At 70.2% G+C, this 14,272-nt stretch carries 12 protein-coding genes and 1 pseudogene; 7 read left to right on the forward strand and 6 right to left on the reverse strand.

All coding sequences use genetic code 11. The annotated features are described in order from the left end of the window. Positions 1-695: pseudogene (locus AC1RUS_RS09385) on the forward strand (Plug domain-containing protein); the annotation flags it as partial. Positions 696-804: 109 nt separating this feature from the next. Here AC1RUS_RS09385 and AC1RUS_RS09390 read toward each other — a convergent pair. Next, a complete protein-coding gene (locus AC1RUS_RS09390) occupies positions 805-1,806 on the reverse strand; it encodes a cupin-like domain-containing protein (protein ID WP_492915336.1) in 1,002 nt (333 codons plus the stop codon). A gap of 120 nt (positions 1,807-1,926) precedes the next feature. Beyond that, positions 1,927-3,282 (reverse strand): alpha/beta hydrolase family protein, encoded by a 1,356-nt coding sequence (locus AC1RUS_RS09395; protein WP_492915338.1) that lies wholly within the window; start codon positions 3,280-3,282, stop codon positions 1,927-1,929. A gap of 18 nt (positions 3,283-3,300) precedes the next feature. Between AC1RUS_RS09395 and AC1RUS_RS09400 the strand changes: the two genes are divergently transcribed. The 3 genes from AC1RUS_RS09400 (at position 3,301) to AC1RUS_RS09410 (ending at position 6,062) form a co-directional block, all read left to right on the forward strand. Next, positions 3,301-4,884 carry a GH35 family beta-galactosidase gene (locus tag AC1RUS_RS09400; protein WP_492915340.1) on the forward strand — a complete coding sequence of 528 codons (1,584 nt, stop codon included), beginning with the start codon at positions 3,301-3,303 and terminating at the stop codon, positions 4,882-4,884. Between the two features lie 315 nt (positions 4,885-5,199). Next, on the forward strand, positions 5,200-5,616 hold the full coding sequence (locus AC1RUS_RS09405) for an organic hydroperoxide resistance protein (RefSeq protein ID WP_492915343.1): 417 nt from the start codon (positions 5,200-5,202) through the stop codon (positions 5,614-5,616). Beyond that, a complete protein-coding gene (locus AC1RUS_RS09410) occupies positions 5,613-6,062 on the forward strand; it encodes a MarR family winged helix-turn-helix transcriptional regulator (protein ID WP_492915345.1) in 450 nt (149 codons plus the stop codon). The genes AC1RUS_RS09405 and AC1RUS_RS09410 overlap by 4 nt, the downstream gene beginning before the upstream one ends. On the opposite strand, the gene AC1RUS_RS09415 is transcribed toward AC1RUS_RS09410, so the two are convergent. Together AC1RUS_RS09415 and AC1RUS_RS09420 are read right to left on the reverse strand one after the other, a co-directional pair. Then, the gene (locus tag AC1RUS_RS09415; RefSeq protein WP_492915348.1) at positions 6,043-6,219 is read right to left on the reverse strand and encodes a hypothetical protein; all 177 of its coding nucleotides are present in this window, start codon (positions 6,217-6,219) and stop codon (positions 6,043-6,045) included. The two genes, AC1RUS_RS09410 and AC1RUS_RS09415, sit on opposite strands and share 20 nt — an antisense overlap. 80 nt (positions 6,220-6,299) lie before the next feature. Further along, complete coding sequence (locus tag AC1RUS_RS09420) at positions 6,300-6,647, reverse strand: L-rhamnose mutarotase (RefSeq protein WP_492915350.1); 348 nt, start codon at positions 6,645-6,647, stop codon at positions 6,300-6,302. A gap of 111 nt (positions 6,648-6,758) precedes the next feature. Here AC1RUS_RS09420 and fucP point away from each other — a divergent pair, with 111 nt between their 5' ends. From fucP to AC1RUS_RS09435, 3 genes are read left to right on the forward strand one after another with little or no spacing between them, the layout of a single operon-like run. Continuing rightward, the gene (gene fucP / locus AC1RUS_RS09425) at positions 6,759-8,051 is read left to right on the forward strand and encodes an L-fucose:H+ symporter permease (RefSeq protein ID WP_492915352.1); all 1,293 of its coding nucleotides are present in this window, start codon (positions 6,759-6,761) and stop codon (positions 8,049-8,051) included. Between the two features lie 3 nt (positions 8,052-8,054). Further along, on the forward strand, positions 8,055-8,879 hold the full coding sequence (locus AC1RUS_RS09430) for an amidohydrolase family protein (protein WP_492915355.1): 825 nt from the start codon (positions 8,055-8,057) through the stop codon (positions 8,877-8,879). Between the two features lie 6 nt (positions 8,880-8,885). Then, complete coding sequence (locus AC1RUS_RS09435) at positions 8,886-9,650, forward strand: IclR family transcriptional regulator (RefSeq protein WP_492915357.1); 765 nt, start codon at positions 8,886-8,888, stop codon at positions 9,648-9,650. A gap of 19 nt (positions 9,651-9,669) precedes the next feature. Here AC1RUS_RS09435 and AC1RUS_RS09440 read toward each other — a convergent pair whose 3' ends face one another. Both AC1RUS_RS09440 and AC1RUS_RS09445 read right to left on the reverse strand, forming a co-directional pair. Next, on the reverse strand, positions 9,670-11,592 hold the full coding sequence (locus tag AC1RUS_RS09440; RefSeq protein WP_492915359.1) for a sialate O-acetylesterase: 1,923 nt from the start codon (positions 11,590-11,592) through the stop codon (positions 9,670-9,672). 140 nt (positions 11,593-11,732) lie between these two features. Further along, positions 11,733-14,192, reverse strand: a complete 2,460-nt coding sequence (locus AC1RUS_RS09445) for a glycoside hydrolase family 3 protein (RefSeq protein WP_492915362.1) — start codon at positions 14,190-14,192, stop codon at positions 11,733-11,735. Positions 14,193-14,272: the final 80 nt, after the last annotated feature.

Raw genomic sequence — 14,272 nt, forward strand, 5'->3', positions numbered from 1 at the left:
CGGGCGGCGGCTTCGGCGGCCCCGGCGGGGGCGGCGCTTTCGGGGGTCCTGGCGGCGGCGGGTTTGGCGGCGGCGGCTTCGGCGGCGGTCGCGGCGGCTTCGGCGGCCCGCCGGCCGGCGGCACGACGTTCCAGATCGGCCTCTATCACACCGTCAAGTTCACCGACGAGATCGTCATCCGTCCGGGCCTGGCCCCGCTGGACCTGCTGGACGGCGCCTCGCTGGGCTCGGGCGGCGGCACGCCCAAGAACCAGATCGACCTGCAGTCCAACCTGTCGCGCAACGGCCTGGGCGCCAGCCTGAACGCCACCTGGAAGGAAGGCACCACCGTGCGCGGCTCCGGCTCGGCCGGCTCGCAGGACCTGGACTTCTCGTCGCTGACTACGGTCAACCTGCGCCTGTTCGCGGACCTTGGCCTGCAGCAGGCCCTGCGGAGCAAGCCGTTCTTCCGCGGCGCCCGGGTCAGCGCCTCGATCGACAACCTGTTCGACGCCAAGCAGAAGGTGCGCGCGCCCGACGGCACGACGCCGATCACCTATCAGGAAGACTATCTGGATCCGCGCGGTCGGGTGCTGCGGATCAGCTTCCGCAAGGTGTTCTTCCCGCCCCCGCCGGTGCGGACGGGCAATCCTCCAGCGGTGGCGCCGGGGTCGGTTCCGAACGCGCCTCGCCAGGAGGGGCAGCCGAGAACCTAGGCGTCTCGCGTTTGGACCTCGCCCTTCGACGAGCTCAGGGTGAGGTCCATTGCCGACGCATCAGTCGAAAACCTCATCCTGAGCCTGTCGAAGGACGAGGTTTTCGCCCCTACCGCCCCCCGCCCAGCGCGTGCAGCAGGAACGCCCGCACGTTGCGGGTCAGGATCAGCGACAGCGGACCCAGCACGCCCTGCATCTCCGGCGGCAGATGGTCGCCGGCCTCGGCGCCGTCGAACACGTAGTGGTCGAAGATCGCCCGCCAGGCCTGGCGCTGGGGCTCGGGCAGGTGCCGCAGGCTCATCATGGCGTGGATCAGCACCTCGAACGGCGAGCCGGCCTTGCCGGCCAGGTCGTTCCACCAGTAGTTCACCAGCACGTTCAGCGGCCCGGTCGAGCGCACATGGTGCCACCACAGGGTCGGGATGTAGATCGCGTCGCCGGGCTCCAGCTCGGCGCTGATCCCGTGCGGGATGGCGTCGGCGAACTTCGGATGCTTCTCGAGGTCCGGCGCGTCGAGATCGACGAAGCTGACCGGCTGGCCGGCGGGCGTGAAGTCCAGCGGGCCGACATAGAGGTTCCGGGTCTGGTCGGGCGGGAACAGCGTGAAGCGCCGGCGGCCGGCGCAGACCACGGCGATATTGTCCGACAGGTCGTAGTGCGGGGCGATGGTCGTCTCGCCGCCCACCCAGACGCGGGCCTCGATGTCGGGCGCCAGCAGGGGGTTGCGGTTGGCGGTCTGGAAGCCCGGCAGCGCCTGGGCGGCGGGGGTGGAGCCGACATAGATCGCCGCGCCATCCGTCGTCGCCAGGATCTGGTCGATGGCCGCCGACAGCCGGGTCTGCTGGCGCGCGAAGTTCACCGCCCGGCCCTGCGGGGCGTAGAAGAACTTCCCCGCGATCTGCGGCGGCCCGACGAAGGCCTGCACGGGCGCGCCGCTGTCGAGACCCTTCAGATAGGCGGCGACCTCCCCCGCCCGTCCCGCCGCCACCGCCGGCCAATCGGCCGCGAAGTCGCGCAGGACGATAGGCGCGTAGGCGGGGACGATCTCGCCGTGGAAGATCTCCGGCGTGACATCGGCGCGTTCGGGGATGGGAGGGAAGCTGGGGGTCATTGAACTCATCTACTACCTTGTCATCCCGGAAGCGCGTAGCGCTGTCCGGGACCCAGGGGCCAAGGCAATGCGGTGGCCCTGGGTCCCGGCTCTCCGCTGCGCTGCGGCCGGGATGACAAGCTATTTTACCGTCGCCGGCTCGAGATACCGCGCCGCGAAATCCAGGAAGTCCGGCCAGTTCGGACCCGCCGTGTGGCCGCCCTCGTGCTGGCGGAAGGCGAGATCCCCGGTCGCGACCAGCGTCCCCTGCGGCGGGAAGGCCGTCACGCCCAGGTCCTTGGCCCCCAGAAGCCGATAGACCGGACCAGCCGCCACCGCAGCCATGAACATCCCCCGGGCATCGACCCAGGCGTCGTCCTTGTCGTTGCCGGCGCTGATAAACAGCGGCCGGGGCGCGGCCAGGGCGATCAGCTCGTGGGCGTCGACCGGCAGATCGTCGGCGGTCAGCGGGCCGGCGTAGCGCAGGAAGTTTCCGGCCATCCAATGGTACTCGCCCGAGGCCGCCAGGTTCTCCAGCTGCTCGCCGCGCTTGCGCCGGAACAGCTTGGCTCCGCCCTCGCCGGACGAGGCGATGAAGCCGACCGCCAGGCGCGGCTCGTAGGCCATGGCCAGCAAGGCGGCCTTGCCGTAGCGCGACATGCCCTCGATCGCCACGCGCCTGGGATCGACGGAGGGATCCGTCTCAAAGCGGTCGATCACCCGCGACACGCCCCAGGCCCAGGCGCGCAGGGCGCCCCAGTCCTCGGGCGAGCGGGGCTTGCCCCGGTTCATCAGGCCGATGATCCCGCCGGTCAGGCCCTCGCCCTTGTCGGCCTGGATGCTGGTCGGATCGAGGATGGCGTAGGCCCAGCCCCTGGCGATCACCAGGTCGCGCCAATCCTGCACGGTGGGGGCTGGTCCAGGCGGAGCCGAACGCCCGCGCAGCCACGGCGCGCCGTCGGGGAAGCCCAGCTCCAGCACCACCGGGACCTTGGCGGCGTTTTCCGGCGTCACCAGCAGCAGGTCCAGCGTCACCGGGATCGACGGCGCCCGAGCGTTGTCGACCACACCCGACAGGCGCTTCTCGACCACCGCCACGCCGGCGCGGACAGCGCGGGTCTGGCTGACCACCGTCCAGGCGATGGCCGGCGTGCGGGCCGGGACATCGCCGTGGACCTCGTGGGCGAAGAGGTCGACCAGGCGCGGGCGTTGCACGGTCCACCACTCCTCGGCCCTGGTCACCGGCTTGCCGTCGGGCAGGACCAGCGGGTCGGGCAGCAGGCTGTAGGGCCCGGCCCTGGCCTCGTCATAGTTCACCGCGTTGGGCGCGGCGGGGTTCATGCCGTCGACGCCGGACCGCAGCGTCTTCAAGTGCAGGGCGTCCAGCATCCGCTGGTGATCGGCCGCCGTCGCCGGGCTGACCTGGGCCAGCGCGGGCGTCGCCGACAGCAAAGCGGTGGCCAGGGCGATCTTGGCGATTGATCTTACAATTTTCATGCGGTCATCTGACCACCGATGCGCACCCTGATCCAGACCCCCGCCCGCACCTTTCTCGCCGCCCTGTCGGCCGTCTTACTGTGCGCGCTGCCCGCCGCCGCCGAGGAGATCCCCCGCCTGACCCGCCACGGCGAGGCCACTCAGCTGCTGGTCGACGGCAAGCCGTTCCTGATCCTGGGCGGCGAGCTGGGCAATTCCACCGCCTCGAGCCCGCCCTATCTGCAAAAGCATTGGCAGGTCCTGAAGGCCCTGAATCTCAACACCGTGCTGGCCCCGGTGGAATGGGACCAGATCGAGCCGGTCGAGGGCCAGTTCGACTTCTCGGTCATCGACGGGGTGATCCAGCAGGCCCGCGCCCACGACACCCGGCTAGTGCTGCTGTGGTTCGGCAGCTGGAAGAACAGCATGTCGACCTATGTCCCGGCCTGGGTGAAGCGCGACGGCAAGCGCTTCCCGCTGGCGCGCTCGGCCGACGGCAAGGTCCAGGAGATCCTGTCGCCCGTCGCCCCGGCCACCATCGCCGCCGACGCCAAGGCCTTCGCCGCCCTGATGGCCCACCTGAAGGCCGTCGACGGCGAGCAGCGGACCGTCCTGATGATCCAGGTCGAAAACGAGATCGGCATGCTGCCCTCGGCCCGCGACCACTCGCCCCTGGCCGAGGCGGAGTTCCGCAAGCCCGTGCCGGCGGCGGTGCTGAAGGCGACCGGCAACACCGGTTCGGGAACCTGGGAGCAGGTGTTCGGCAAGGGCGAGGCCACCGACGAACTCTGGCAGGCCTGGGCGTTCGGCCGCTTCGTCGAGGCCGTCGCGTCGGCCGGACAAAAGGCCTATCCGCTGCCGATGTACGTCAACGCCGCGCTGAACAAGCCCGGCGCCGCGCCCGGCGGCTACCCCAGCGCCGGGCCCCTGCCCCATCTCTACGAGGTCTGGAAAGCGGCCGCGCCGTCGGTGTTCCAGGCCCCGGACATCTACTATCCCGACTTCACCCACTGGGCGGCGCAGTATGAGCGGCCGGGCAATCCGCTGTTCATTCCCGAAGCCGACCGCGCCGGCAAGGTCGAGGCCCCGGCCAACGCCTTCTGGGCGTTCGGCGAGCACGACGCCATCGGCTTCTCGCCCTTCTCGATCGAGAACGTCGACGACCCGGCCCGCAACCCGCTCTCGGGCGCCTACGCCCTGCTGCGCGACTTGGCGCCCGTGATCCTGGCCCACCAGGGCCAGGGCAGGATGCGCGGCTTCCGCCCGCCGGTGTCGTTCGACGGCGCCGTCGACGAGAAGCCCCAGACCCTGGCGGTGGGCGACTGGTCGGTGAAGGTGACCTTCGTCGATCCCTGGACCCCGAAGGACCAGCAGACCTTCGCCGCCCACGGCGGCCTGCTGATCCAGCTGTCGCCCGACGAGTTCCTGGTCGCCGGCTCCGGCGTCACCCTGACCTTCGGCGAGGGCGTGGGCCTGGAGAAGGTCGTCGAGGGCCATTACGTCGACGGGAAGTGGATCGAGGACCGCTGGCTCAACGGCGACCAGACCCACCAGGGTCGTCACGTACGGCTGGAGCCGGGGCGGTTCCAGGCGCAGCGAGTGAAGCTGTATCGGTATGGGTGAGGGCCGACGCCAAGGCTTACCGACGTCCAGCATTTCTCTTTATTTCGTCATTCCCGCCCTTGTGGCGGGAACCTCTTTATCCGCCGCAGGTGCGGGAGTGGCGGCGTGCTCAGCACGCCGCTTGCGGTTCACGTGACAGCTGAAAGAGGGGTTCCCGACACAAGGGCGGGAATGACGGAGCCATTGAGGGCTTTGACCGCCAACCGTCGCAATCAAAAACATATCGCGCGCGATTTATTTTCCGAGCTGCGCCTTGAAATCATATCGTGCACGATTAAATCGTTTCCATCATTCTTTCGCAATGGAGCGACCCCGATGACCATCCTCTACGAAGCCCGCGCCACCGTCGTTGGCGGCCGTGAAGGCCATGTGCGCAGCGACGACGGCCTGCTGGACCTGCAGCTGTCGATGCCCAAGGCGCTGGGCGGCAAGGAGACCGGCTCCAATCCCGAGCAGCTGTTCGCGGCCGGCTACGCCGCCTGCTTCCAGAGCGCCCTGGCCTTCGTGGCCGGCAAGCAGAAGATCGGCCTGACGGGCTCGCAGGTGACCGGCGTAGTCGGCCTTGCCCCGCAAGAGGTCGGCTTCAAGCTGGAAGTGGCGCTCGAGGTCGAAACCGAGGGTCTCTCGCAGGCCGACGCCGAAGCCCTGGTTGCGACGGCGCACCAGGTCTGTCCCTATTCGAACGCCACGCGCGGCAACGTCGATGTCGCCATCACCGTAAAGGCCAAATGAGCCAGTCCAAGGACATTCCCGTTTCGGCGCCGGTCGAGGTTCTCCGCCTCGACCGGCAACTGTGCTTCGCGCTCTACGGGGCGGCCCAGCGCGTCCAGCGCCTGTACCGTCCCCTGCTCGACGCCCTGGGCCTGACCTACCCGCAGTACCTGGCCATGCTGGCCCTGTGGGAGCGCAGCCCGCGCACCGTGGGCGAGATGGGCGACGCGCTGGACCTGGATTCCAGCACCCTGACCCCGCTGCTCAAGCGGCTGGAGGCCGGCGGCCTGCTGGCCCGCACCCGCGACCCGCGCGACGAGCGCCGGGTGATGGTGACCCTGACCGACGAAGGCCTGGCCCTCCGTGACAAGGCCCTGTCGATCCCCGAGCAGATCTTCTGCCAGGTCGGCCTGCCGTTCGACGAACTGATCGCCCTGCGCGACAAGCTCAAGACCGTGGCGGCTTAGGCGGCCACGGCCAGTGCCACGGCCGATAGGGCGCGGCCGGCGGCAGGTGGTCGATCAGCACGCGCGCCGTCAGGTCGACCTCGGCCGCGATCGGCGGCGGCTCGCCGAACACCGCTTCCCACAGGGCGGCCCATTCCCGGTCCTCACGATCGCTCACGACTCGGCTCCTTCGCCGAGTCAAATGTGTAATCCCGTCAAGGCGTTGCTGGTAAACGGCGCGGTAACCAAGCTTTCTTGTCAGGGCTGCCGGGCCAGGTCGTAGATCCGCTCGCAGGCCGTCCACTTCTCGCCCGGCGCCGCCCAGGGCAACGCCTTCTGGAAGGTCCACATCAGGGCCTCCCAGGCCTGGACCTCGGGATCGGTCGCGTCGGCCGCCGCCTTGGCCTCGGCGGAGAAGGTCTCGTCGACCTCCATGATCATGAAAAGCCGGTCGCCGGTGTTATAGATCTCCAGCGCCTGGATTCCCGCCGAGCGGATCGAGGCGTTGATCGCCGGCGGCGTCCGGCCGGGAGCGTGCCAGGCGCGATAGGCGGCGATGGTCTCGGGCTCGTCTTTCAGGTCCAGGGCGAAGCACAGACGGCGCATAACGGCTTCCTACTCGGTGTCGTTTTCATATTTGACGACGACATTCACATATGATGGGCTGCGAACACAAATACGGCCCGGCCAACGGGCGCGACGGTGAGGGAAACACCCATGCAAAGCGGCCGACAGCCGAAAACGGCGCTTCTGCCCCTGGTGCTGATCACGACGCTGTTCTTCCTGTGGGGCGTGGCCAACAACCTCAACGACGTGCTGATTCCGCAGTTCAAGAAGACCTTCATCCTCAACGACTGGCAATCGGGCCTGGTGCAGTCGGCCTTCTACATGGGCTATTTCGTGCTGGCCCTGCCGGCCGGGATGGTGATGCGGCGGTACGGCTACAAGCGCGCCGTCGTGTTGGGCCTGGTCCTCTACGGCGCCGGGGCGCTGCTGTTCTGGCCGGCCGCCCAGGCGCGGGAGTATTCCTGGTTCCTGGCGGCCCTGTTCGTGATCGCCAGCGGCCTGGCCTTCCTGGAGACCTCGGCCAACCCGCTGATGACGGTGCTGGGCGATCCGGATCGCGCCGAGCAGCGGCTGAACTTCGCCCAGGCCTTCAACCCGGCCGGCTCGATCGTCGGCGTGTTCATCGGCCGGCAGTTCATCCTGTCGGGGCATGAGCCCACCGCCGCCGACCTGGCGGCGATGTCCGACTGGGGCCGCGAGGAATTCCTGAGCCGCGAGGCCCTGGCCGTGCAGGGACCCTACCTGGCGCTGGCCGCGGTGGTGCTGGCCCTGGCCGCGATCGTCGCCCTCGTCCGCTTTCCCGTCCAGGCCGGCAAGCCGCCGGCCGACGCCGACCAGGGCTCGGTGCTGGGCGACTTTCCCCGGTTGCTGGCCCGCCCGCGCTTCGTGCTCGGGGTGGTCGCCCAGTTCTTCTATGTCGGGGCCCAGGTGGGGGTGTGGAGCTACATGATCCGCTACGCCCAGGCGGAAATCCCCGGCATGGGCGAGAAGGCCGCCGCCGCCGTGCTGATGGGCTCGCTATGGGCCCTGCTGGCCGGCCGCTTCATCGGCGCGGCCCTGATGAGCGCGGTCGCGCCGTGGAAGCTGATGGCGCTCTATGCGGCGACCAACGTCATCCTGGTCGGCGTCGGCGTCGCCGTCGGCGGGACCACCGGCCTCTACGCCCTGGCGGCGACCAGCTTCTTCATGTCGATCATGTTCCCGACCATCTTCGCCATCGCGGTCAAGGACCTGGGGCCGCTGACCAAGACCGGCTCGTCGTTCGTGGTCATGGCCATCATCGGCGGAGCGGTGATGACGCCGCTAATCGGCTGGGTGTCGCACCTGTCGTCGATGCGGATGGCGATGATCGTGCCGGGCGCCTGCTTCGCGGTGGTCGGGCTCTATGCGCTGTCGGCCGGCCGCACGGCCCTGGCCCGCCCCGTCGCCGCGACCGCACACTAGCCGATGCTGATCGACGCTCATCAGCATGTCTGGCGTCTCGGCCGCAACGACTGCCGCTGGCCCACGCCGGACCTGGCGGCCATTCATCGCGACTTCGACCTGGACGACCTGGAGGCCGCCGCCGCGCCCGTGGGGCTGACCGGCTCGGTGCTGGTGCAGTCCCAGCCCAGCGACGCCGACACCGACTGGCTCTTGGCCCTGGCCGAGACCTCGCCCCGGGTGCTGGGCGTCGTCGGCTGGGCCGATCTGGCCGCGCCGGACGCCCCCGCCCGCATCGCCGCCCTGGCCGCCCGTCCCAAGCTGAAGGGCCTGCGCCCGATGCTGCAGGACCTGGACGACGAGGCCTGGATTCTGCGCGACGCGCTGACGCCGGCGCTCACGGCCATGGTCGCCCACGGCCTGAGCCTGGACGCCCTGGTCCAGCCGCGCCACCTGCCCGCCCTGCGGATCCTGGCCCAACGCTGGCCGGGCCTGGCGATCGTCGTCGACCACGGCGCCAAGCCGCCGATCGCGGCGGGGGCGCTGGAGCCCTGGCGCGCCGACATCGCCGCCGTCGCCGAATGTCCCAACGTGTTCTGCAAGCTGTCGGGTCTGCTGACCGAGGCCGCGCCAGGGCAGTCGCCGGCCGCCCTGGAGCCCGTCGTCGCCCATCTGGTCACGGTCTTCGGACCCTCGCGGCTGATGTGGGGCAGCGACTGGCCGGTGCTGAATCTGGCCGGCGACTACGCGTCGTGGCGTCGCCTGGCGGAGACCTTGAGCAACCTTTCGCGCGCCGAAGACCTGGACGCACTGTTCAGCGAGACGGCGCGGCGATTCTATCGGTTATAAACGCCCATGGCCGAGTCCGAAGACGATCGCAAATATCGCGCGCCCGCCCTGGAAAAGGGCCTGGACGTGCTGGAGCTGCTGGCCTCCAGCGGCGAGCCCCTGACCCTGTCGCAGATTTCGGCGGCGCTGGACCGCTCGGTCAGCGAGCTGTTCCGCATGGTCCAGGTGCTGGAGTTCCGGGGCTATGTCGGCCCGGCCACGGCCGGCGACGGCCTGGTGCTGACCAACAAGCTGTTCGCCCTGGGCATCAGCCGCGCCCCGGCCAAGGCCCTGATGGAGGCGGCGATCCCCCGGATGCGCCAGCTCAGCGCCGCCATCGGCCAGTCGTGCCATCTGGCCGTGGCCAGCGGCGACCAGATGGTGGTGGTGGCCCGCATCGAGGCTCCGGCCGACCTGGGCTTCTCGGTCCGTGTCGGCTATCGCCGGCCGCTGGTCGAGGCGACCTCGGGCCTGGTGCTCTACGCCTTCCAACCCGAAGCCATCCGCGCCGAGTGGAAGGCCCGGCTAAAGCCCCTGGTCGGCGCCGAGCGCTGGAACGCTTTCGAGGCCCGCGCCAAGCAGGCCCGGGCCGCCGGCCACTTCAGCGCCGACAGCGCCGTGACCAAGCTGATCGTCGACCTGTCGGCCCCGGTCATGGCCCCCGACGGCGTCGCCGCGGCACTGACCAGCCCCTACCTCGAGAACCCCGCCGCCATCCCGATGGACCAGACGGTCGCCGCGATCCAGGCGACCGCGCGGGAGATCTCGGCGGAGCTGGGCGGGGCGGTTTAGAGGGCGGACGAGCCTCCCCCTACTCCACCACCAGCTCGAACGGCGTCGCCGGCAGGCGGTTCTGACCGTAGAGATTGAGGATCGGGCTCTCGGCCCAGGCGAAGCGCACCCGCGTCGGCGACAGCCCCGCCGGAACTGCGATCCGCACCGTCGCCCCCTCGACCAACGCCTCGACGAACCGGCAGGCCGCCGCGTCGCACAGCTCGAACCCGACCGGTCGCGCCGCGCCGAACACCGTCAGGGGCTGGTCGAAGGTCACGCTCACCGTCCCGCCCTGGCGACGGGCCGACAGCGGCGCGGGGCCGGCGGCGTTCAGGCTCGTCTCGCCATAGGCCAGCTTGCGGGCCAGCAGGGCCAGGCGCGCGCCGACCTGCTGCTTGTTGGTCGGGTGGATGTCGTAGATGTCGCCAAGATCGACCGCCGAAGCCATGCCGACCTTGGGATCGGCCGCCGCCGTGCGGCGCTGGACGTCGCGCAGGGCCGCCCAGCCGGACTCGGCCGGCATGGACTTGTAGGCTCCGAAACTGGCCAGTTGCACCAGCAGGAACGGCGCGTCGGGCGCGGCGAACGCGCGCCGCCAGTCGGCGATCAGGGTCGGCATGAGGCGAGCATATTCGGGCGCCTCGGTGACATTGGCCTCGCCCTGGTACCAGGCGAAACCCTTGACGCCATACGGCGCCAGCGGGGCGATCATGCCGTTGTGCAGAGTGGAAAGGCCGCTGGCTCCCAGCCATGGCGCATGCGGCGGCAGGCCGGTGGCGGCCAGATCGGTCGAGACCTTGTAGCGCCAGCTCGCGCCCAGCGGGACGAACGATCCGTCGTCCAGCTTCAGCCCCTTCTGCGCCGCCGGACCCCAGGCCCCGCCGCCGCCGCCGGTGTCGATGACCCGCACCGCCACGACATTGCGGCCGGCCTTCAGCGCGCCCCTGCCCAGGCGGTAGGCGCGCGGCGCGTCCCAGCCCTCTGTCGAGCCCACGGCCTTGCCGTTGACGAAGGTGGTGTCGATGTCGTCCACCGGGCCCAGGGCCAGGGTCGCGCCCTGCGTCGCCTGCTGGGCGGTGAGGGTGATCTCGGCGCGCAGCCAGATCACACCGTCGAAGGTCGCAAGGCCCGGCGCGGCTTCCCAGAAGTTCTCCGCCGGCAGGATGGCCCAGGCGCGATCGTCGAGGCCGGGGCTGGCCCAGCCCCTGGCGTGGGGCTCGACCCGCGCCGCCCAGCGATCCAGCATCGCGCCCCAGCGGGCCGCGCCGGCCTCGGGCGAGCGCGCGTAGTCGGCCAGCACCGACAGGCCCTCGTCATAGGTCTTCAGGGCGGTCAGGCCCTCGCGGCTGATCCAGTCCTGGATCACCGAGCCGCCCCAGGTGGCGTCGATCAGGCCGACGGGGACGCCGGTGGTCTTCTTGATGTCGCGGCCCATGAAGTAGCAGGCGGCGCTGAAATTGCCGGCCGTCTGCTGGGTGGCCACGCGCCAGACCGCGGCGTCGGCCAGGGTCGAGATCGGCGACGGCCGGCTGACCTTGCCGGTCTGCAGCAGGCGGATGTTCGGGTCGCTGGCGGCGGCCACCTCGTACTCGCCGCCCATGGTCCGGCGCAGCGGCAGCTCCATGTTCGACTGGCCCGAGCACAGCCAGACGTCGCCCATGACGAGGTCGGTCAGGGTCTGGGTCTCGTCGCCCGAGCGGGCGGTCAGGCTCAGCGGCGGGCCGGGCTCGCGGGCCGGCAGGGCGGCGGACCAGCGGCCCTGGGCGTCGGCGACGGCGCTCGCGCCCTGGCCGGAGAGGTCGAGGACGACGGCGGCGTTGGGCTGGGCCTGGCCCCAGACGCGGATCGGCTGGCCGCGTTGCAGGACGGCGTGGTCGGTGAACACCGGGGCCAGCAGCGGGGCGGCGCTGGCGGTGGCGGCCAGGGTCGACAGGGCGGCGGCGAGGAGGAGGCGCAGCATTATTCCAGCATCCCTTTGCTTGTCATCCCGGCCGCAGCGAAGCGGAGAGCCGGGACCCAGGGGCCACCGCACCGCCTTGGCCCCTGGGTCCCGGACAGCCTCTGCGAGGCTTCCGGGATGACAACGTGTTTTGAGCTTCGCTATTGACCCTTCGCCGGACATACGGCCCCAGCCGGATCGGTGGTCAGCTTCACGCCCTGCACGGTCACCGTCAGCGCCCCCGCCGTGCCCAGCAGGAACGGCTCGGCGACCTTGGTGACGTCGGTCCCGGCCGCCTGGAAGCACTTGAGCGGGACCTTCAGGCTGGTCCACGCCCCGACCGGCGCGGCGGTCAGGACCGGGGTGACGTCCAGCTTGCCCCAGCCGATCGACAGGCTGACCGGCGCGCTGGGCTTGGCGTCGAGGCGGTAGTCGACCAAGAGGGCGATGTCGGCATTGGTCTGGAACGACAGGTCGAGGGTCTCGTCGCCGGCGATGGCGGCCGTGGCCGGCCCGCCGCCCGGGAACACGATCTGGCGTCCGGCCTCCTGCACGCCCCCGGCGTCGACGGGGCGGATCTGCACCCCGGCCGAGGCCTTGAAGGTGAACGGCGCGGGCGTCTTGCCGGCCACGAAGTAGTTCGAGACGTTCAGCGACGCGGCCGTCACGCCCGAGACTTCCGACAGCTTTGGCAGTCGGACCTTGTCGCGATAGGTCAGGCCGTAGCCATAGGCGAACAGCGGGGCGTAGACCTTGTCGCCGCGATTGAGCGAGGTCTGGGCCGCCGACCTGGGCCAACTGAACGACAGCTTGCCGTGGAAGTCGGTGCGCGGCTTGCCGGTCTTGTCGCCGATGATGACGTCGGCGATCCCGCCCCCTTCCGAGCCCGGCAGCCAGGCGTCGACGAAGGCGTTGGAGGCGTTGAGTTCGGGGTTCACCCACAGCGGCCGGCCGGTCAGGAACACCGTCACCACCGGCACGCCGGCGGCCCTAAGGCGCTTGAGCAGGGCCAGGTCGGTCTTGTCGCCGGCCTGGTATTCCAGGGTCTTCAGGTCGCCGACGCCCTCGGCATAGGGAGTCTCGCCGATGACCACGATGGCGACGTCGGGCCTGGTCTCGAACCTGCCGTCGAGGTTCAGGGTCGCCTTGCCGCCGCCGGTCTCGACCGCCTCCTTCAGGCCCGACCAGATCGACTGGGCGTTGGGGAAGTCCGAATTCTTGTTGTCGGTGCCCTGCCACGACAGGGTCCAGCCGCCCGACTGGCGGCCGATGTCGTCGGCGCCCGAGCCGGCCACCAGCACGTTGGCGCTGCTCTTGATCGGCAGCACGCCGTCGTTCTTCAGCAGCACCAGCGACTTGCGCACCGCCTCGCGGGCCAGGGCGCGGTGCTCGGGGCTGCCCAGCACGCCGTCGCGGTCTTCCCACGGCCGGGCGGTCTTGAAGAGGCCCAGCCTGGCCTTGACCCGCAGGATGCGGCGCACCGCGTCGTCGACCCGGGCCTGCGGGATCTGGCCGGCCTTCACCTGGGCCACGGTGTTGTCGAACAGGCCCTTCCAGCTATCGGGGGCCATATACATGTCCAGACCCGCATTGGCGGCCTGCGGGCAGTTGGTCGGCACGCAGCCGGCCACCTGGCCGTGGCCGTTCCAGTCGCCGACCACGAAGCCGTCGAAGCCCATCCGCCCCTTCAGCACGTCGGTCAGCAGGCTCTGGTTGCCGTGCATCTTGACGCCGTTCCAGCTGTTGAACGAGGCCATGATGGTCAGGGTCCCGGCGTTGATGGCCGGCACATAGCCCTGGGCGTGCAGGCGCACGAGCTCGCCCTCGGACACCCGCGTGTCGCCCTGGTCGTGGCCCTCATGGGTGCCGCCGTCGCCCAGGAAGTGCTTGGCGCTGGCCGCGACATGGCCTTGCTGCAGCACCCCGCCCTGGCTGACCGCGCCCTGCAGGCCCAGGATCATCTGGCCGGCATATTGGCGGACGATCTCGGGATCTTCCGAATAGCCCTCGTAGGCCCGGCCCCAGCGGTCGTCGCGGGGCACGGTGAGGGTGGGTCCGAAGGCCCAGTCGAAACCTGACACCGCTGTCTCTTGGGCCGTGGCGATACCGATCCGGCGGATCAGATCAGGGTCCCGCGTCGCGCCCAGGGCGCTGTTGTGCGGGAAGAGGGTCGCGCCCACCACGTTGCCGTTGCCGTGCACGGCGTCGATTCCGAACATCAGCGGGATGTTGGTCCCGCCCCGCGTCGCGGCGGCCTCGCGGAAGGCCCGCACCGTGGCCACCCACGGTTCCTTGGGCGAGCGGTCGGGCGCGCCCAGCGGCGGCGAACTGCCCCCGGCCAGGATCGAGCCCAGCGGATAGGTCTTGACGTCTTCGGGCTTGATCGAGGCGGTGTCGGCCTGGATCATCTGGCCGACCTTCTCCTCCAGGGTCATCCTGGCGAGCAAACCGTCCACGAAGGCCTCGGTCGCCGGATCGACCAGCCCCTGGCTCTTGGCGACGGGCCAGGCGGCGGGGTGGGCGGTGGCCGCTCCGCTGGGAGCCAGGACCGGCTGGGCGGCGGCGAAACTGGTCGAAAGGGCGGTCGCCATCAGGGCGACACGGAGGGTCCTGGTGTTCATGCTCCCGTTTCTCTTCTTTCGACGGTTGTGCCGCCGTGTTGATGGTAGCGGTATCGCAAAGCTCGACGCCGATCCATACA

The sequence above is a fragment of the Caulobacter sp. GW821-FHT10F06 genome, from assembly GCF_058809215.1.

What these genes read in the sequence shown, in the direction of transcription:
- AC1RUS_RS09405 (WP_492915343.1), top strand. Translation starts at nt 5,200, where the DNA reads ATGACCATCCTCTACGAAGCCCGCGCCACCGTCGTTGGCGGCCGTGAA.
- fucP (WP_492915352.1), top strand. Translation starts at nt 6,759, where the DNA reads ATGCAAAGCGGCCGACAGCCGAAAACGGCGCTTCTGCCCCTGGTGCTG.
- AC1RUS_RS09410 (WP_492915345.1), top strand. Translation starts at nt 5,613, where the DNA reads ATGAGCCAGTCCAAGGACATTCCCGTTTCGGCGCCGGTCGAGGTTCTC.
- AC1RUS_RS09435 (WP_492915357.1), top strand. Translation starts at nt 8,886, where the DNA reads ATGGCCGAGTCCGAAGACGATCGCAAATATCGCGCGCCCGCCCTGGAA.
- AC1RUS_RS09430 (WP_492915355.1), top strand. Translation starts at nt 8,055, where the DNA reads ATGCTGATCGACGCTCATCAGCATGTCTGGCGTCTCGGCCGCAACGAC.
- AC1RUS_RS09395 (WP_492915338.1), bottom strand. Translation starts at nt 3,282, where the DNA reads ATGAAAATTGTAAGATCAATCGCCAAGATCGCCCTGGCCACCGCTTTG.
- AC1RUS_RS09400 (WP_492915340.1), top strand. Translation starts at nt 3,301, where the DNA reads ATGCGCACCCTGATCCAGACCCCCGCCCGCACCTTTCTCGCCGCCCTG.
- AC1RUS_RS09390 (WP_492915336.1), bottom strand. Translation starts at nt 1,806, where the DNA reads ATGACCCCCAGCTTCCCTCCCATCCCCGAACGCGCCGATGTCACGCCG.
- AC1RUS_RS09445 (WP_492915362.1), bottom strand. Translation starts at nt 14,192, where the DNA reads ATGAACACCAGGACCCTCCGTGTCGCCCTGATGGCGACCGCCCTTTCG.
- AC1RUS_RS09440 (WP_492915359.1), bottom strand. Translation starts at nt 11,592, where the DNA reads ATGCTGCGCCTCCTCCTCGCCGCCGCCCTGTCGACCCTGGCCGCCACC.
- AC1RUS_RS09420 (WP_492915350.1), bottom strand. Translation starts at nt 6,647, where the DNA reads ATGCGCCGTCTGTGCTTCGCCCTGGACCTGAAAGACGAGCCCGAGACC.